This is a genomic window from Mesorhizobium sp. M0563 (assembly GCF_040321065.1).
GTDB lineage: Bacteria > Pseudomonadota > Alphaproteobacteria > Rhizobiales > Rhizobiaceae > Mesorhizobium.
On sequence record NZ_JAMYQV010000024.1, the window covers coordinates 14,587 to 31,140 of the forward strand.

General features: G+C 60.6%; 15 protein-coding genes and 4 pseudogenes. 12 read left to right on the forward strand and 7 right to left on the reverse strand.

Translation table 11 applies throughout. The features are described from left to right. Positions 1-57 precede the first annotated feature (57 nt). The 7 genes from NKI50_RS25295 to NKI50_RS25325 all read left to right on the forward strand — a co-directional run bounded on the left by NKI50_RS25295 (position 58) and on the right by NKI50_RS25325 (position 5,676). Positions 58-783 (forward strand): LuxR family transcriptional regulator, encoded by a 726-nt coding sequence (locus NKI50_RS25295; RefSeq protein WP_352518022.1) that lies wholly within the window; start codon positions 58-60, stop codon positions 781-783. Between the two features lie 93 nt (positions 784-876). Further along, on the forward strand, positions 877-1,527 hold the full coding sequence (locus NKI50_RS25300) for an acyl-homoserine-lactone synthase (RefSeq protein WP_352458529.1): 651 nt from the start codon (positions 877-879) through the stop codon (positions 1,525-1,527). Beyond that, complete coding sequence (locus NKI50_RS25305; protein ID WP_352717900.1) at positions 1,524-1,898, forward strand: transcriptional regulator domain-containing protein; 375 nt, start codon at positions 1,524-1,526, stop codon at positions 1,896-1,898. Before NKI50_RS25300 ends, NKI50_RS25305 begins: the two co-directional genes overlap by 4 nt. A 157-nt stretch (positions 1,899-2,055) precedes the next feature. After that, positions 2,056-2,367, forward strand: a complete 312-nt coding sequence (locus NKI50_RS25310) for a DUF2285 domain-containing protein (protein ID WP_245278728.1) — start codon at positions 2,056-2,058, stop codon at positions 2,365-2,367. A 370-nt stretch (positions 2,368-2,737) separates the two neighbouring features. Next, on the forward strand, positions 2,738-2,920 hold the full coding sequence (locus NKI50_RS25315) for a hypothetical protein (RefSeq protein WP_352717902.1): 183 nt from the start codon (positions 2,738-2,740) through the stop codon (positions 2,918-2,920). A 259-nt stretch (positions 2,921-3,179) separates the two neighbouring features. After that, complete coding sequence (gene glmS / locus NKI50_RS25320) at positions 3,180-5,003, forward strand: glutamine--fructose-6-phosphate transaminase (isomerizing) (protein ID WP_352717904.1); 1,824 nt, start codon at positions 3,180-3,182, stop codon at positions 5,001-5,003. Between the two features lie 457 nt (positions 5,004-5,460). Then, positions 5,461-5,676 (forward strand): helix-turn-helix domain-containing protein, encoded by a 216-nt coding sequence (locus NKI50_RS25325; protein WP_352453550.1) that lies wholly within the window; start codon positions 5,461-5,463, stop codon positions 5,674-5,676. A gap of 693 nt (positions 5,677-6,369) precedes the next feature. Here the strand turns inward: NKI50_RS25325 and NKI50_RS25330 are convergent. Further along, positions 6,370-7,714, reverse strand: a pseudogene (locus tag NKI50_RS25330) (IS1380 family transposase). Positions 7,715-7,811: 97 nt separating this feature from the next. Beyond that, positions 7,812-7,913: pseudogene (locus NKI50_RS25335) on the reverse strand (LysR family transcriptional regulator); the annotation flags it as partial. Positions 7,914-8,488: 575 nt separating this feature from the next. Here NKI50_RS25335 and NKI50_RS25340 point away from each other — a divergent pair. Together NKI50_RS25340 and NKI50_RS25345 are read left to right on the forward strand one after the other, a co-directional pair. Further along, positions 8,489-8,764, forward strand: coding sequence for an acyl carrier protein (locus NKI50_RS25340; RefSeq protein WP_023679611.1), 276 nt, complete (start codon positions 8,489-8,491; stop codon positions 8,762-8,764). Further along, entirely contained in the window at positions 8,765-9,970 is a 1,206-nt protein-coding gene (locus tag NKI50_RS25345) for a beta-ketoacyl-[acyl-carrier-protein] synthase family protein (protein ID WP_352453892.1), read from the forward strand. On the opposite strand, the pseudogene NKI50_RS25350 reads toward NKI50_RS25345, so the two are convergent. The 4 genes and pseudogenes from NKI50_RS25350 to NKI50_RS25365 form a co-directional block, all read right to left on the reverse strand. Beyond that, positions 9,957-10,121, reverse strand: a pseudogene (locus NKI50_RS25350) (LysR family transcriptional regulator); the annotation flags it as partial. The gene NKI50_RS25345 and the pseudogene NKI50_RS25350 sit on opposite strands and share 14 nt — an antisense overlap. 168 nt (positions 10,122-10,289) lie before the next feature. After that, positions 10,290-11,173: pseudogene (locus tag NKI50_RS25355) on the reverse strand (IS1380 family transposase); the annotation flags it as partial. A 233-nt stretch (positions 11,174-11,406) separates the two neighbouring features. Next, positions 11,407-11,586 (reverse strand): hypothetical protein, encoded by a 180-nt coding sequence (locus tag NKI50_RS25360; RefSeq protein ID WP_352717906.1) that lies wholly within the window; start codon positions 11,584-11,586, stop codon positions 11,407-11,409. Positions 11,587-11,839: 253 nt separating this feature from the next. Beyond that, positions 11,840-12,229: a hypothetical protein gene (locus tag NKI50_RS25365; protein ID WP_352717907.1), complete on the reverse strand. Its 390-nt coding sequence runs from the start codon at positions 12,227-12,229 to the stop codon at positions 11,840-11,842. A 610-nt stretch (positions 12,230-12,839) separates the two neighbouring features. Between NKI50_RS25365 and queC the strand changes: the two genes are divergently transcribed. Genes queC through queE form a run of 3 tightly spaced genes read left to right on the forward strand, consistent with a single transcriptional unit; the run spans position 12,840 to position 14,625 of the window. Then, on the forward strand, positions 12,840-13,538 hold the full coding sequence (gene queC / locus NKI50_RS25370; RefSeq protein WP_023679622.1) for a 7-cyano-7-deazaguanine synthase QueC: 699 nt from the start codon (positions 12,840-12,842) through the stop codon (positions 13,536-13,538). Continuing rightward, positions 13,538-13,894, forward strand: coding sequence for a 6-carboxytetrahydropterin synthase QueD (queD, locus tag NKI50_RS25375; RefSeq protein ID WP_023722053.1), 357 nt, complete (start codon positions 13,538-13,540; stop codon positions 13,892-13,894). Before queC ends, queD begins: the two co-directional genes overlap by 1 nt. Further along, the gene (gene queE, locus NKI50_RS25380) at positions 13,891-14,625 is read left to right on the forward strand and encodes a 7-carboxy-7-deazaguanine synthase QueE (protein WP_352717909.1); all 735 of its coding nucleotides are present in this window, start codon (positions 13,891-13,893) and stop codon (positions 14,623-14,625) included. Before queD ends, queE begins: the two co-directional genes overlap by 4 nt. A 556-nt stretch (positions 14,626-15,181) precedes the next feature. Here queE and hemN read toward each other — a convergent pair. After that, the gene (gene hemN / locus NKI50_RS25385; protein WP_352717911.1) at positions 15,182-16,531 is read right to left on the reverse strand and encodes an oxygen-independent coproporphyrinogen III oxidase; all 1,350 of its coding nucleotides are present in this window, start codon (positions 16,529-16,531) and stop codon (positions 15,182-15,184) included. Between the last annotated feature and the right edge of the window lie 23 nt (positions 16,532-16,554).

A 16,554-nucleotide genomic window follows, 5' to 3' on the forward strand; every position in this document is an offset into this window, starting at 1 on the left:
TTTAAAACAAGGTCTCTGCCTGGCATCGAGCGATCACGGAGGTTACGCAAAGCGCAAATGCATCGCGTGTTTGAGAACTTCGTCGAGCAACTGTCTGCAAGTGTTGATGCTGCCGATCTCCGTGAGGCAATGGCATCCGCTGCAGCCGGCTTCGATTTTCCGCTATTCGCCTATTTCACTTACCCGTCGGCCCCCGGCGACGCCCCGCAATTGATCTCAAACTATCCTTCATCCTGGACATCACGTTATCTGCAACAGCGGTACCACAGTCTTGATCCGGTCATCCTGCGCGGGCTGCAAGGCTGGGATACCTTTGATTGGGGTGTGGATCGCGCTCGGCACTGTCTGCCGAATTCGCAGCAACAAATTCTGGAGAGTGCGGCTGAGTTTGGCATCCGCGGCGGCCTGACGATATCCATGCATGATCATTGCGGCCGGTTTGCTGCCCTGACCTTTGCTTCCGACGAGTCCCGCCCGCCTCTGTTGCGGTCACTGACACGTTACGAAAAAGCATTGCAGCTGGTGGCCATCAACTTTCATATCCATGTCCGGCGCAGGCTCGCCGACGATCGCGTGGTGGATGGTGTAACGCTCACCCCGCGGGAGTTCGAGTGCCTGAAATGGGCGGCGCGCGGCAAGTCGGCTTGGGTTATCAGCCAGCTTCTCGGCGTCTCAAAGCGCACCGTGACCTTTCATCTGGAAAACGCCAAGGCAAAGCTTGGCGTTCGAACGATCAACCAGGCCGTTGCACGACTGGCTGCCTCCGGCCAGGCGAGATCCTGATTCGTCGGCCACGATAGCTGTAAACCTCTACAGGCTGCATCGCTGCCGGCTTTGCCCTTCGATGGCGGGAACACATCCCGCACGGAGGCGACCATGATGCAGCTGATAACACCAGACCTTTACGACGAGTTCGCAAGCGAGCTCAAAGAGATGCACGGGCTCAGGTTTCGGGTGTTCAAGGAAAGGCTCGATTGGGAAGTTGATACCGAAGACCAGATGGAAACAGACCCGTTTGATGGTCTGAAGCCTGTCTATCTGCTCCTCAAGGGATCCGACTGGCGAATTCGCGGTTGCGTGCGTCTTTTGCCCAGCACCGGACCCACAATGTTGCGCGACACGTTCCCGGTGCTGCTGGGTGCTGACGTCGTGCCCTCGACCTCCGACATATGGGAGAGCAGTCGTTTCGCGCTCGATCTTCCTCCGTCGGCGCCCAAGGCAGCGGGCGGACTGGCCCAGGCAACCTACGAGCTCTTCGCGGGCATGATCGAGTTCGGCTTGGCCAAGGATCTGACCCGGATAGTAACGGTGACGGATACGCGCATGGAACGGATCCTTCGCCTCGCGACGTGGCCATTGTCGCGCATCGGACAACCCAAGTCCGTCGGCAAAACCGAGGCGGTGGCCGGGTTTCTCGAGATTTCCCGCGCGAGCCTTTTGCGCATCCGCAGCAGGGGACGTCTGAGCGGACCGGTACTGTGGCAACCGGTTCTAGGCCCGTCGGCATTGTGGACACCTGAGCCGTGAAGGATGCTGGTCTGCCCAAGGAAGCGACGGTCGGTCTTGTATGCTGGCCGGACTGGCGTCGTCACGAAGCTTACCACTACGCCAGACGATTGCCACGCACTGCCTGGGCCTGGGAGTTTCTTCGGCGCAATCCACAATTCCAGCGCGACCACGCCAAAATGGCACCGTCCGCCTGCATTGTCGGAGCCCAGGCCGACATGAACATAATCGAGTTGACGACAGGATCATCTTTCCTAAGACAATGGAGCCTCCTTTTTCGCGGACGCGCCACAGTCAGACGCTACGTCGGCAAGGGTCTTTTGGGATCCGCGCGACTGCGCCCGTATTCTACGAGCGGCCGCGGAGCCGGTTGGGCTCGACCACGATTTTGAACCGCTTGATCTTTCTTCGCTCTCGTGCTGCAAGGACATCCTGCTGACACCTGCCGGCGTGCAGCACGTGCTGCTGAGGGAGGACTGCCGGAGTCTGCAGATCGTCCTTTCCGGTGCATCCGTTCTCCGCCCGTTGCGGCTATATGTCGACGCGATCGTGCAGCCGCAGCACCTGAAGTTCCATGTCGCTGCCCTTCAGTTCCTGAACGACATCAATGGTTGCGGCCGCCTGGCAGCTGCTTGCTTTCCGCCGGAACCCCGCGGAGCGCGTCTGCGTATCGTGCTCCAGGCTTTGGACGGCTCGCTTGCGGGAGCATCTCATCAGGAGATCGCCATTGCCCTGTTCGGGAGACGCCGTGTCGAAGAAGATTGGTCTCATCCAGGTAGCCATCTTCGCGATCAGGTGCGTCGCGCCATCCAACGTGGCCGCTACCTGATGGGCGGCGGCTATAGACAGTTCCTGATGTAATTCGGGTGACAGCTTGGTGATTGTCTTATTCGAAAACGCGCAGGCATCAATCTCCATTTCTCACTGCTATTGTGCCTTGTACAAGACGTGACACGCGCCTAGTTCTTCCGCAGCGGGAATCGGGTTTGAGTAATACGGACGAAGCACTGAGAACCAACGTTTTCGTGATAGTGCATTCATGCCCCGAGAATCCTGATGACGTTTCGAACCCCGACAAAGCCGGCGCTGACTGAAACGGTCGCTGAACGTGCTCTGTGGCCTGCGCCGCCTGACTCTCGGTTTCGGCCATGCCGACCAACAGCGTATTGATAGGCCATCGCGGGCTAAACTCTACCGGCGAAAGCCGCGTCAACAGCGGCAGGCATTAAACTTGATCGGCGGCGACGATGATTATGATCAACGTGACGAACACGTGAATCATGCCGACGGCGCCGACGCTGCCGATGATGATGATGCCGATCATGCGTCGCTGATGCTGCCTAACTACAGTGCTTGTGATCATGCCGATCACCGCGTGATCACGAGCGGCGGCGGTCCGTGGTCAGGTGCGTAGCCGGGATGGTTCGCGCATGGCCGATTGTTCCTTCGTGCCGCGGGGTGTGGGCTTGCGTTCGGGCATGAGGGCGTCAGGCGCAACGAGAAGTTAGATCAGGGCCCACAAACGCGGCTCATCCATGGGGTGGATGATAGTTATCCCTACAATCAATTGTACCAATATTACCGAATACTACTACAAGGTCCCCAATGAACGCGGCCGGATGGGTATCCGTCTCGCGTGGGCTGAAGCTGCCGGCAAGAATGGGGAGACGAACATGTGCGGGATTGTTGGCATCGTTGGGCAACAGCCGGTGTCGGATCGGTTGGTCGACGCATTGAAGCGTTTGGAATATCGCGGCTATGATTCCGCCGGCGTTGCGACGATCACCGAAGGTGCCTTGCACCGCCGGCGCGCCGAGGGCAAGCTCGTCAATCTCGAGAGGAGACTGAAGGAAGAGCCGCTGAGCGGCAACATCGGCATCGGCCACACGCGTTGGGCAACCCATGGGGCCTCGACGGAACACAATGCACACCCGCACTTTACCGACGGTGTCGCCGTCGTCCATAACGGCATCATCGAGAATTTCACCGAGCTGAAGGACGAATTGGCGGCGGCTGGCGCCGAGTTCCAGACCGACACCGACACCGAGGTCATCGCGCATCTCTTGGCAAGACACCGCCGGGAGGGCATGAGGCGGCAAGAGGCGATGCGTGCCATGCTGAAACGCGTCAGGGGCGCCTATGCGCTTGCCGTCCTCTTCGAAGATGATCCGTCGACCATCATGGCGGCGCGCAACGGACCGCCGCTGGCGATCGGTCACGGCGACGGCGAGATGTTCCTGGGCTCCGACGCGATCGCGCTTGCTCCCTTCACCAATGAAATTACCTATCTCATCGAGGGCGACTGGGCCATTGTCGGCAATTCGGGCGCCCATATCTTCGATTTCGACGGCCATCCCGTCGAGCGTCCGCGCCATACCTCCACGGCCGCGGCCGATCTGGCCAGCAAGGGCAATCATCGCCACTTCATGGAGAAGGAAATCTACGAGCAGCCCGAAGTCATCGCCCATGCTCTCCGTCACTATAGCAACATCATAGAGAATCGCGCCGACATGGTTTCTGGCATCGATTTCGCCAGGATCCCGAGCTTGGCGATCTCGGCCTGCGGGACCGCCTATCTCGCCGGACTGATCGGAAAATACTGGTTCGAGCGCTATGCGCGCCTGACGGTTGAAATCGACGTTGCGTCCGAATTCCGTTACCGCGAGATCCCGTTGTCGCCGCAGTCGGCGGCTCTTTTCATTTCGCAGTCCGGCGAAACCGCCGATACGCTCGCATCGTTGAGGTACTGCAAGGAGCGTGGGCTGAAAATTGGCGCTATCGTCAATGCCTGCGAATCGACCATCGCTCGGGAGGCCGATGCGGTCTTCCCGATCCTTGCCGGACCGGAGATCGGCGTCGCCTCCACCAAGGCGTTTACCTGCCAGCTTGCCGTTCTAGCGGCACTCGCCATCGGCGCCGCCAGAGCCCGCGGGACCGTAACCGAAGACGAGCTGCAGGCGCTCGTCAGGAGCCTCGCCGAAGTGCCGCGCGTCATGGGCCAGGTACTCAACAGCATCCAGCCGGAGATCGAGTTCCTGTCGCGCGAACTGTCAAAGTGTCGTGACGTCCTGTATCTCGGCCGTGGCACCAGTTTCCCGCTAGCGATGGAAGGTGCGCTGAAGCTCAAGGAGATTTCCTACATCCATGCCGAGGGCTATGCGGCGGGTGAATTGAAGCACGGTCCGATCGCATTGATAGACGACAACATGCCAGTGATCGTCATCGCGCCCCATGATCGCTTTTTCGACAAGACCGTCTCCAACATGCAGGAAGTGGCTGCCCGTGGAGGGCGGATTATCCTCATCACCGATGAAAAAGGGGCAGCCGCATCGAAACTCAACACCATGCACACGCTCGTGTTGCCGGCTGTCGACGAGATTATCGCGCCGATGATCTTCTCGCTGCCGATACAGCTTCTTGCCTACCACACGGCGCTCTTCATGGGCACAGACGTAGACCAGCCGCGCAATCTCGCAAAATCGGTCACGGTCGAGTGATTGTGAACCTTTATAGGTGGCGATGCTTGTCCATCTTCGCATCGGCGGTGGAAATTGGTCGAAGGTATCAGCGTCCGCGAGGCTGGGTGGACGGTGCCGCGAATAGCCACTGGAGGCGTCAGTGAGAGTTCGAGTTGCTGTTCAAGAAAGCCATCGGGGAGAATGAGTCGTGTAGGATCGCAGGTCGAATGCGCTACAGCCGATCAGGCCATCTCGTGGCGGGCAGGTTCTTAGAACTTGATCAGAAGCAGGTGAGCCGCCATATTCCGACCCGGCTGCCAATTTCAAGTGGCCCATTCCATGGATGAGGCCGGTCCGGCCGAATGGACGTCCATTTTTTTGATTTGCTGGGTGTGCGCCAGGGTCGGGGAGGAAATCTCCCGATTTGTCAGGCGCTCCCATCTTCTTGGAGATGTTTATGAAGGATTCGCGCATTCCCGAGCCAGTCTTGACGGCTATGTCGCAGGGGACCCACATCATCCGCGCTTATCGTGAGCACCTTGGGTATTCAATCGAGGACCTCGCGGTCGCGTGCGGGCTTGCCGCTCAGGAAATCCAAAACATCGAGCGGGGTCTAAAGTACAATAAGGGCTATCGGAATCGGATAGCGAGATCGCTGTCCATACCTGTGGGAATTCTCGAGGCAGAGTCGGACATATCGGACGCCGCCTGATCAGTTGGATAATCTGCAATGGGTGGAAGACCGCTCTTGTGATGTGAAGTTTGCGGCTGATAGTCGTCGCTTGATTCCGTTGGACGCGAATGCCTTCTGGCGCAGTACCGCCAAGAGAATTCTCGTCCACTGTCCGATTCAGGAACTGCACACGGGCTCGCCGAACAGGAAGTTGGAACTTCGTCATGCTGTCTTCGGCGATATAGCCGCCCGGAGTGCTGCGACACGTGCACGATAGCATCGGCTCGCGACGATGGATTGCTAACGGCGAACTCATGCTGGTCGGCAAGGCGATACTGGCTGGAGCATCAACTCGGCCGACGAGAGTCGCAACCATCCTAGGCAGGATCGGCCGACATGGCCGGCATCGCGAGCCGCTCTGAAAAGAGCACAGCGGGCATCCAGACGCTGCCGGGTTGACTATGGGTGTCGGAACCGCAAAAAGGGGCCGCTCTTCATGAGTGGCGTGCGCCGGCAGTCTAACCCCAAGCCCCCCGCCAGGCTGCCGGCGCGCTTCTAGCCGCCTTGATGCACGGCAATAAGCTTTTGAAGGCCTGAAGCGACGTTGTGGTCGCCGTTGCGGTGCTTTTCCACGCGCCTCGTCAGGCGCCGGGATTGCTCCGTCGTGATGGCAGGCGGGGGTTTGCGGGTTGCGGTCGGCGGGTTCGTTTCGGGGCGTTGGCGCCCCGTCGGCTACGTCACGAGCTGCGGGATCCGATCAAGCACGATGCGCAGGATGCGCTGGTCCGGGCAGGAGGTCGGCAGGTGCAGGCGGATCTGGGTTTTCATCTCGACCACGCGCGCGGCGATCTTGATGAGGCGCAGTCGCAGCGTGTCGAATTGGGCGACTGCGAAGCTCGAGCGTTTCGGCATTGGGGCGCGCAGGCCCCCCATGAGCCAGTAGGCGCCGGCATGCAGGAACAGCCGGAACTGGTTGGCCGTCGCTCTTGTGCCGGAGGTGCGGTCGGCGGCGAGATGCGTCTTCCACGACTTGATGTGGTTCTCGGCAGCGCCGCGCCGGCAGTAGACATCCTCGTAGAGCGCCTTGGCCTTGCCACCGGCAAGGTTGGTGAAGATGAAGCGGGTGTCGGGGCCGTGGGCGCCGCCCTCGACCCGGGCGATGATGCGCTCGACACGGCTCCAGCTGCCGGCGCCGTCAAAGAATTCCTTGAACCTGCGGACCTTGTCCGTCTTCGCCGACGCTTCAAAACGCGCCAGCGTGCGTGCTGACTTCCAGGTCCGCGACATGCTTGCGCAATGTGGTGGTGGACGCCACGCCGAGAATGAAGTCGACACCGTTGGCGCGGCACCAGTCGATGACCGGCGGACTGCAATAATGGCTGTCGGCCCGGATCAGGATCCGGGTGTTCGGCCAATTGCTCCGGATCGCCCGCACCAGGCGGCGCAGGTGGGGGCAGAGTTCTGCCCCACTCGGCCGCTTGGCCGGCCGCAGAACCGCACCGACGAAGCGGCCCTCGCCGTCGAACACCACGATCGGCTGGAAGCCGTATTCGTCATAATGGGCGTTGAACAGGCGCAATTGCTGGCCGCCATGCACGGCATCAAAGGTGCCGTCAATGTCGAGCACGATCCGCTTCGGCACCTGCCGGAACGAGGCGCAGTAGAGGTCGACCATCGCCCGCCCCATGGCGACCAGCTCCCGCACACCGGGCAGGTTCTCCAGCCTGCACATCGTCGATTGGGAGGCCAGATCCCGACCCGACGGCAGCGCATCCTGGGCCATCTTGAAGACCGGATCGCGGCGCAGCCGGTTGGCGTCGTTGCCGTCCTCGTAGCCGGCGGCGATCATCTTCATGCGAAAGCCGATCATGTCCGCCAGGCTGTGGACGACCTGGTCCGGGCAGCGCGGATCGTCGATGCAATGCGCCAGACGCTCGGCCACCCGCAACCGCTTTTCCACCTCGGCCAAGGCCAGAACGCCGCTGTTGGACGACAGCATGCCGCCGTCGAAACGGGCGACGACGGACTTGCCGCCGACTGATGACAAACCGCTCAGCGGCAGCGCAAGATCGTTCATGGTGGGTGTGGTCTCCGGGAAATGGTTCGGATCGGCTTAAGCAACCAAATCCTACGTCATTTCAACGGCTTGCGCCACATCCACCAACCCCCATGAATTTGGTTAGGTTGATGCGGCGTGCCGCCGCCGTGAGGCCGCGCTCGCTCAGCAGCGCGTCGAGAACGACGAGAAGATTCAGATCGAGCCCTTTGAAACGCATGTCTTAGCTATCCATAGCGTGGATGCATTTGATTGAAACAAACGATTTTACCAATTTTCCGGAATGTCGCATGGACTTGGCAGGACCTCACGTGCGCCGATCACTGCCTCTATCGCGTGGCGAGTCCCTTGAGAAGAGCCCGAAAGAGGAAATCTGTCGCGTGCGGTGGAGATTGTACTGGGAATGAGAGGCAGCGCTCCGATCATGTCGAACTCTCCGACGAATGGCGGACCGGTACAATAGTTGATCGCAACTGGTCCGGAGCTATGAAACATCTCGATTACATATGAGGTGCCGAGTGAATACGCTGACAGCACCCACCGTCGCAGCGTTTAGCTGACGTTTTACGACGGTTCCTATCCATTTACACGCAGATTCTTGATGTGCTGGCGCAAAAGCGGGAGGCCGGCGACTTTTCTTCGTCATCGGGCTGACGCCGCAGAAGCCGGAACTCGTCCGGTTCCTATGGGCATTGGGCTTGGTCGGTCGCACAGGCTCTATGAGGGGCAATTTTGGCAACGCGACGCGACTCGGGTTTTGAACGACGCCGAAAACGCAAGCTGGAAAGGAACAAGATGGCAGATCAACTCGCCAACGAAATAATCGCCATGATCAAGAAGCGCGCCGCGTCGGAGGGCGGCATAGCGCCTGCCACAGGCGGCGAGATAACGGCTGCCACGGGACTGACTTCGCTCGGTATCGATTCACTGGGATTGGCGGACGTTCTCTGGGACCTGGAGCAGGCCTACGGCATCGAGATCGAGATGAATACGGCCGAGGCATGGTCGGATCTCCAGAATGTTGGGGACATGGTGGAAGCCGTGCGCAGCTTGCTCGCTAAGGGGGTGTGAATGGACAGGCGCGTCGTGATTACTGGGATTGGCGGTATTTGCGGGCTTGGGACCAACGCCGCCGCCATTTGGACAGAGATGCGAGAAGGCCGCTCCGCCATCGGCCCAATCGTCAACTCCGAGCTCCATGAATTGAGGGTCAGGATCGGTGCCGAGATCAAGGCGCTGCCGGAGCATGACATCGACGGCAAGCAACTCATCTCCATGGACCGCTTCAGCCTGCTCGCTGTGCTTGCGGCGCGCGAAGCCATGCGTCAGGCCGGACTTTCCTCCAAAGAGGGAAATAGCTATCGCTTCGGTGCGACGGTGGGCGTTGGCGGCTGCGGGTGGGATGCGATCGAGCAAACCTACCGCGCCATCCTTCTGGGCGGTAAGCGTGCCGCTCTCTTGACTGTACCCAAGGCGATGCCGGGTGCCGCTGCCGGCCAGGTCAGCATGAGTCTCGGCCTGCGCGGGCCGGTCTTCGGCGTCACGTCCGCCTGTTCCTCGGCAAACCATGCGATTGCCTGCGCGGTGGACCAGATCAGGCTCGGCCGGGCCGACGTGATGCTTGCCGGCGGCAGCGAAGCGCCGCTCATATGGGGTGTGCTGAAGGCATGGGAAGCGATCCGCGTGCTTTCGCCCGATACTTGCCGGCCATTCTCGGCCGATCGCCAGGGCCTGTCGCTTGGTGAAGGCGCCGGCATGGCGGTGCTGGAAAGCTACGAGCATGCCCTGGCTCGGGGCGCCACCATCCTTGCCGAAATTGCCGGTGCCGGCCTTTCCGCCGATGCGTCCGACATCGTCGCGCCGACTGTCGAGGGGCCGGAGGCAGCAATGCGGGCCTGCCTTGCCGATGCCAGGCTGGACGCCGAGGATGTCGACTATCTCAACGCGCACGGCACCGGCACCAAGGCCAACGACCAGATCGAGACGGCGGCGATCAAGCGCGTCTTCGGTCAGCACGCCTTCTCAATGTCCATTTCTTCTACCAAGTCCATGCACGCGCATTGCCTCGGCGCGTCCGGCGCGCTCGAGTTGATCGCCTGCGTGATGGCTATCCGCGAGAGCGTCGTGCCGCCGACTGCCAATTATCGTGAGCTGGACCCCGATTGCGATCTCGACGTCACGCCCAATGTGGCACGCGAGCGCAAGGTGCGCGTGGCACTGAGCAACTCCTTCGCCTTTGGCGGCACGAACGCGGTTCTGGCGTTCAGGCAGGTGTAGAAGCCACGAGAGATGCCTCCGGCAACATTATCTCTCGCATCCAGATGCTTGCCGGATAACTATTGTGAAGGGCGGGTCATTGACCGCCTCGGCGAATGCGGGAAGTGGCAGCGGAAGCTCGACGATCCGGGGGTATCGTCTTTGCGAAATTCTTAACTGTTGAAGCGGCTTGGACGTACCGCCGCCCCGTAAAAGGTAAGCGAGGCCCTGCGGGCTCGGCTTGAGGGTCTGAAGCTGTACACGACAATGTCTGGAAGCCGCAGGGTCGGCTCTGCGCCCGTTATAGTCGCCTGAGTGCTGCCGGCCCGGCCGCGCCGCGGGCGCCGTCAACGAACTCCTTGAACCTGCGGACCTTGCCTGTCTTGGCCGACGCTTCGAAGCGCGCCGTCGTGCTGGCCTCCAGATCCGCGACATGCTTGCGCAGGGTCGTGGTGGGCGCGAGGCCAAAGATGAAGTCGACGTCGTTGGCGCGGCACCAGTCGATGACCTGCGGGTTGCAATAATGGCTATCGCCGCGGAGCAGGATTCGAATGTTCGGCCAGTTGATCCGGATCGCCCGCACCAGACGGCGCAGGTGGGGGCGGATCTCAGCCCCACTCGGCCGCTTGGCCGGTCGCAGGATCGCGCTGACGAACCGTCCCGCACCATCGAACACGACGATCGGCTGGAAGCCGTACTCGTCATGGTGGGCATTGAACAGGCGAAGCTGTTGGCCTCCGTGCACAGCGTCGAAGGTGTCGTCAATGTCGAGTACGATCCGCTTCGGCACCTGCCGGAACGAGGCGCAATAGAGATCGACCATCGCCCGTCCCATCGCGACCAGCTCCCGCACGCCGGGTAGGTTCTCCAGCCGGCACAGCGTCGATTGCGACGCCAGATCCCGACCCGACGGCAGCGCATCCTGGGCCATCTTGAAGACCGGATCGCGGCGCAGCCGGTTGGCGTCGTTGCCGTCCTCGTAGCCGGCGGCGATCATCTTCATGCGAAAGCGATCATGTCCGCCAGGCTGTGGACGACCTGGTCCGGGCAGCGCGGATCGCCGATGCAACGCGCCAGACGCTCGGCCACCCGCAACCGCTTTTCCACCTCGGCCAAGGCCAGAACGCCGCTGTTGGACGACAGCATGCCGCCGTCGAAACGGGCGACGACGGACTTGCCGCCGACTGATGACAAACCGCTCAGCGGCAGCGCAAGATCGTTCATGGTGGGTGTGGTCTCCGGGAAATGGTTCGGATCGGCTTAAGCAACCAAATCCTACGTCATTTCCGATCAGATCCCGAGCAGCCAGCCAGTATTCGACCGTCGCTTGCGCCTCTGCCCGCTGAGGCCTTGTGCTTCCTCCAGTGAGTCAAGCCGATCACCATGGGTGTCCTGGTGCTCACCCACGTGCCATTTGCGATCTCGTGTCGGTGAGAGCACCGCAAGCACCTCCCCTGCTAGAGGGCAAGGCGGCTTGCGTCGCCCGTGTTGTTACTATTCTTCGCTGTGGTCGGAGTTTTTTCCTTGGCTTCGGAATCGGGCCATTCGACTTTGCAAAAAAACAGGCCATCGTGGTCGATCGTCACGCCCCCGAGTTCGGCGGCACGATGCGACGACAACGGCAGCGCAAGCTCCATTTGCGCGAGGGGCTCGTCCCTTCAACTACTTGATGCATTTGCGCTTTGCGTACCTCCGTGCATGTTGCTCGATGCCAGGCGGAGATCTCCGTCTCAAACGATCGCGCATCGATGCAACGCCCACGCGTTGATCGCCATCATCGCGGCGATCGCTTTGCCGCTATCGCCGCCGCCGTTTTCGAGCACGACAATCATGCCGGCGGTTCGGCAGCGATGCGCATGCAAAAATTCACAGATGCATTCTAGCCAAATGCTAGCTGCCCAGCAAATGTCCGGCATTTCGCAAGGCCCCTAGGAAGAGACTGGCATGGCCGTTGGCATCGATCTTGGCCTGCATCGACAGGGGCATGCTGTGCCAGTTCTCCAAGGGCGCAGTGAAATGTGAGAACGTACCGTTGACGATGCAATGGTGGGTAACAAGGCCCTGTCTGTCCAACGCCAGCACCCCGATCTGGTCGCCCTGATATCGGATGGCTGCGACCCGCTGGACCTCCGCGTCACCGTCGACCCGCACGTCGAAAAGCAGGATGCCGCGGCTCCTGGTGGCTACCTCGGCGGCCTTTTCAGCGAAGCTTAAGGAGAGCGAGCGGACGCTTTCGACCGCCAGCTGTAAAACCATCAAATCCAGTTCATCCACTGCCATAAGGTACCTGCGCGCAACACATGGGTGATAGCAATCGACCACACCGCTTGTTCACAGATGTCGGCTCACGACCGATCATTCAGGGTTTGCCGGACGTCCATTGACCGAGGGCGTGCTCCGGTTCGAACCGATCCTGAAGCGGAATGCGCTGGATCTACGGAACCCGAGGAGCAGGCCAGCCAAAGTTGCCGCGACAATTGATGTCGTGATCATTCCAGACATCTGCATCGGCGTCGCTGAACATCCCACTGGCAATTCCGGTCTTTGCGGCAAGCCCATCCTTGGGCCGTCTTGTACCTGAAACCCTCGCGGTGGTGTCCCTCGAAAACTCGGGACCGCCGGGCGCTTGATCGTCGAGAACTTTGTTTACGAAGGTCCGGACCTCCTGCAGATGATATTCTGGTGCGCTCGCCTTTGAGCATTCCGCTGAAGCGTGACGTTTCGCTAGTCCGTGTTCCTTGCAGGCTCACTGCGAGGGCGCCTTGCACACAGCGGCACGTCAGCGCATGAAACTCGCCCCCGTTCACTTCACAAAATGGATTTCCTGAAGTACTGGGAGCGCAGAGAAATCTCCGGTCGCAGCCTACCCGGTTAAAACAAGGACCCAACGATGAAGACTCTCGTCGTCTGCTCCGGCGGATTGGACTCCGTTACCCTTGCTCACAAGGTGGCAGCGGAGCACGAACTCGCCGGCCTCCTATCTTTCGATTACGGCCAACGGCATAGGAAGGAATTGGGCTTCGCCGCCCTTTGCGCGGAGCGACTGAGCGTCCCGCACCGCATCATCGACATCCACGAGATCGGCGGCGGCCTTTCCGGCTCCGCGCTGACCGATAATGTGGACGTGCCCGACGGGCACTACGCCGAAGACACGATGAAGGTCACGGTGGTGCCGAACCGGAACGCCATCATGTTGGCCATTGCCTTCGGCTTCGCCGCAGCGCACGACGCTGACGCGGTGGCGACGGCCGTGCATGGTGGGGATCATTTCATTTATCCCGACTGCCGTCCGGCCTTCATCGACGCTTTCCAGATGATGCAGGACCACGCGCTCGACGGCTACGCGAAGATTCGCATTTATGCACCCTATGTGAATCTCACGAAGGCGGACATTGTTAGGAATGGAGCAGCATACGGCACGCCATTTGCGCAGACCTGGTCCTGCTACAAGGGCGCCGAGCGTCACTGCGGGAGGTGCGGGACCTGCGTCGAGCGGCGCGAGGCGTTTCATCTCTCTGGGCAGCCGGACCCCACCGACTACGAGGACTCCGACTTCTGGCTCGATGCGCTGCGAAGGAGGACCGCGTAATGTTCCGCATCACCAAGGAATTCCACTTCTCAGCCTCGCATCAGCTCACCTCGTTGCCACCCGATCACCAATGCGCGCGCCTGCACGGGCATAACTACATCGTTGAAGTGGAGCTTTCAGCGAATGGACTGAACGACAACGGCTTCGTGCGCGACTATCACGACTTGGCGCCATTCAAACGCTACATCGACGAGAGCTTCGACCATCGACATCTCAACGACGTGCTGGGACATGAGCAAGTCACGGCGGAATATCTGGCCAGACATTTTTATGAATGGTGCAAGGCACGCCTGCGCGAAACCTCGGCCGTGCGGGTGAGCGAAACACCGAAAACCTGGGCGGAATACCGGCCATGACCGATACGCATCCCGCAATCCGCGTGAGTGAGATTTTCGGGCCGACGATCCAGGGCGAGGGCGTGCTCATCGGTTTGCCGACGGTCTTCGTCAGAACCGGCGGGTGTGACTATCGCTGTTCCTGGTGCGACAGCCTGCATGCGGTGGACAATCAATTCCGGCATGAATGGGAGATGATGTCCATTGGCGCGGTGTGGCAAAACGTGCTTGCGCTTTCCGGTGGCCGCCCGCTGATGGTATCGCTGTCAGGCGGCAATCCGGCCATCCAGCCGCTCGGCGCGCTCATCGAGCGAGGCCATGGTGAAGGTTACCGTTTTGCGCTGGAAACCCAAGGTTCGGTGGCCAGGGACTGGTTTTCCGACCTTGACGTGCTAGTGCTCAGCCCAAAGCCGCCGTCAAGCCAAATGACGACCGATTGGGCCGCTTTCGAGGCGTGCCTCCAGGCGGCACAAGGCAGGCCGCAAGTCGTGCTCAAGCTCATTGTTTTCGACGAAAGGGACTACGCCTACGCGAAAGACGCCGCTGCGAGATTTCCGCGACTTCCGATCTATCTGCAACCCGGCAATCACACGCCGCCACGCCCCGCAAATGAAGACCCTCCTGTCGACCTTGACGGAATATTGAAGCGCATGGAGTGGCTGGTTGATGCCGTGACCCGCGACAGGTGGTTCGAAGCCCGTGTGCTGCCGCAGCTGCACGTTATGCTCTGGGGTAACAAGAGAGCCGTCTAGCCTAGGCCCGCTTTTCACTGAAACTGCCCCGGCGGATATTCGGGTGGACGGGTTGTCCCACGCTTGACGGCGCTGCCGGGGTGCTTGCGGACTTCTGCCACCGGCACCAGGAGCGTGGCCAGCCGCTTACGACTCGGATTGTTGCCGAGGCTCGCTTTCGACGGGCGTCCCTGGCGCGAACCAATCAAAGGTTAGCGCGAGCCACGGGTGGATAGTATGGTGGTGCGATGCGGCGGCGCCTGCTGCAGCTGGCACGGTCCTTGCGGATTCTTGTTGCAAGGCCGAAGGGAGCTGTTGGCCGACAACCATGATCTGGCCAAGACGATTGTCGACTGCTTCCGATACAGAAAAGAGGCCGGACTCGACGTGGCGCTTTAGGGACTGCGAAATGGAATACGGCGCCGGAAGGCACGACCGGACGATATCGTCGCTATGCCAAGACGCGTCTGGTCCGCTCCGAATCCTCTCTTGACACGACGGTCGCAGGTCAACAGTGAAAAACGTAGCGCAATCGGTTCACGATCGACTGAGAACCATGACCGTTCCTCTGCGGTGCTCAGACTGCCGCTGAGTGCCTGGCCGTTCCACTTTCGAAATATTTGTCGAACTTTGCCGCGATGCTCCTGACAAAGGGCCGGCTTTCCGCAGGCACGACGAAGCGGTCACCATCAAGTTCAAGCAGCCGCGCAGGACCATGAAGAGCCGTGGAACTCGCCTTGAGGAGAAGTCTTTGGCCGGCTTCGCCAAAGCGCTCCACCAGCTCAATCGCCGAGAAGCCGAAGTCACACATCAATCGCTCGATGATCCAGCCGCGAACACGGTCGTCGTCGGAAAGCGCGATACCCCGAACAGCGGCCAGCCCGCCATCAGCAACCATGCGTCCATACTCGGCGGTCGAAGGCATGTTCTGTGCATAGCCCTGGCGAAACTGGCTGATGGATGACGGGCCAAGGCCGATCAAGGTCTCGCAGCGATCCTCGGTATAGCCCTGGAAGTTCCGGTGCAGTGTTCCGGCGCGGGCGGCAAGCGCGAGGGCATCGCCCGGTTTGCCGAAATGGTCGAGCCCGATTGCTTCGTATCCCTGGTCCACGATCGCCCGCGCCGCCAATTGCGATTGAGCAAATCGCTCCTCTGGCCCTGGCAGCCACGCCTCGTCGATCATCGTCTGATGTTTCTTGAACCACGGTACATGGGCGTAGCCAAAAAGCGCGATCCGATCCGGTTCCAGGGTCAGTGCCTGTGCAACCGTGGAGGCGACGCTCTCCCTGGTCTGATGCGGCAGGCCGTAGAGCAGATCGAGATTGACGGATTCGACGCCGCGCGAACGAACGCCATCAACAACCGTCTTGGTCTGCAAAAAGCTCTGCTCGCGGTTGATCGCTTTCTGCACCTTCGGGTCGAAATCCTGGACGCCGAGGCTCGCCCTTGTCATGCCGATTTCGGCAAGTGCATCGAGGCGGGCATCGTCCATATCGTTGGGTTCGATCTCAACGCTGATCTTTGCACCGGGGAGAAACGTGAAGCTGTTGCGCAGGACGGTTCCCAGCGCCACCAGATCCTCCGGTTTGAGCATCGTTGGCGAACCGCCGCCGAAATGGACGGCACGCACGCGGCCCTTGCCTGCGACAAGACTGGAGACGGTTGCGATCTCGGCATCCAGTGAGCGCAGATATGTGGTCACTGGTTCGTAGTGGCGTGTCTGCTTGGTGTGGCAAGCGCAGAACCAGCAAAGCTTGTCGCAATACGGGATGTGCAGATAGAGCGAGATCTCATCGCCATCGTTGAGCGCCTGCAGCCAGCCACGACAAATTGCAGCATCAATGCCTGTATGAAAATGCGGCGCTGTCGGATAACTGGTATAGCGCGGGACGTTCTCGCCAAGTCTGGCAGCTAGCTCCAGTCGCATGTCGTGGTCCACCATGTTTGCGT

Coding starts and splice junctions, on each gene's coding strand:
- NKI50_RS25295 (WP_352518022.1), top strand. CDS start 58: ATGCATCGCGTGTTTGAGAACTTCGTCGAGCAACTGTCTGCAAGTGTT.
- NKI50_RS25300 (WP_352458529.1), top strand. CDS start 877: ATGATGCAGCTGATAACACCAGACCTTTACGACGAGTTCGCAAGCGAG.
- glmS (WP_352717904.1), top strand. CDS start 3,180: ATGTGCGGGATTGTTGGCATCGTTGGGCAACAGCCGGTGTCGGATCGG.
- NKI50_RS25325 (WP_352453550.1), top strand. CDS start 5,461: ATGTCGCAGGGGACCCACATCATCCGCGCTTATCGTGAGCACCTTGGG.
- NKI50_RS25340 (WP_023679611.1), top strand. CDS start 8,489: ATGGCAGATCAACTCGCCAACGAAATAATCGCCATGATCAAGAAGCGC.
- NKI50_RS25345 (WP_352453892.1), top strand. CDS start 8,765: ATGGACAGGCGCGTCGTGATTACTGGGATTGGCGGTATTTGCGGGCTT.
- NKI50_RS25360 (WP_352717906.1), bottom strand. CDS start 11,586: ATGGAGCTTGCGCTGCCGTTGTCGTCGCATCGTGCCGCCGAACTCGGG.
- NKI50_RS25365 (WP_352717907.1), bottom strand. CDS start 12,229: ATGGCAGTGGATGAACTGGATTTGATGGTTTTACAGCTGGCGGTCGAA.
- queC (WP_023679622.1), top strand. CDS start 12,840: ATGAAGACTCTCGTCGTCTGCTCCGGCGGATTGGACTCCGTTACCCTT.
- queD (WP_023722053.1), top strand. CDS start 13,538: ATGTTCCGCATCACCAAGGAATTCCACTTCTCAGCCTCGCATCAGCTC.
- queE (WP_352717909.1), top strand. CDS start 13,891: ATGACCGATACGCATCCCGCAATCCGCGTGAGTGAGATTTTCGGGCCG.
- hemN (WP_352717911.1), bottom strand. CDS start 16,531: ATGCGACTGGAGCTAGCTGCCAGACTTGGCGAGAACGTCCCGCGCTAT.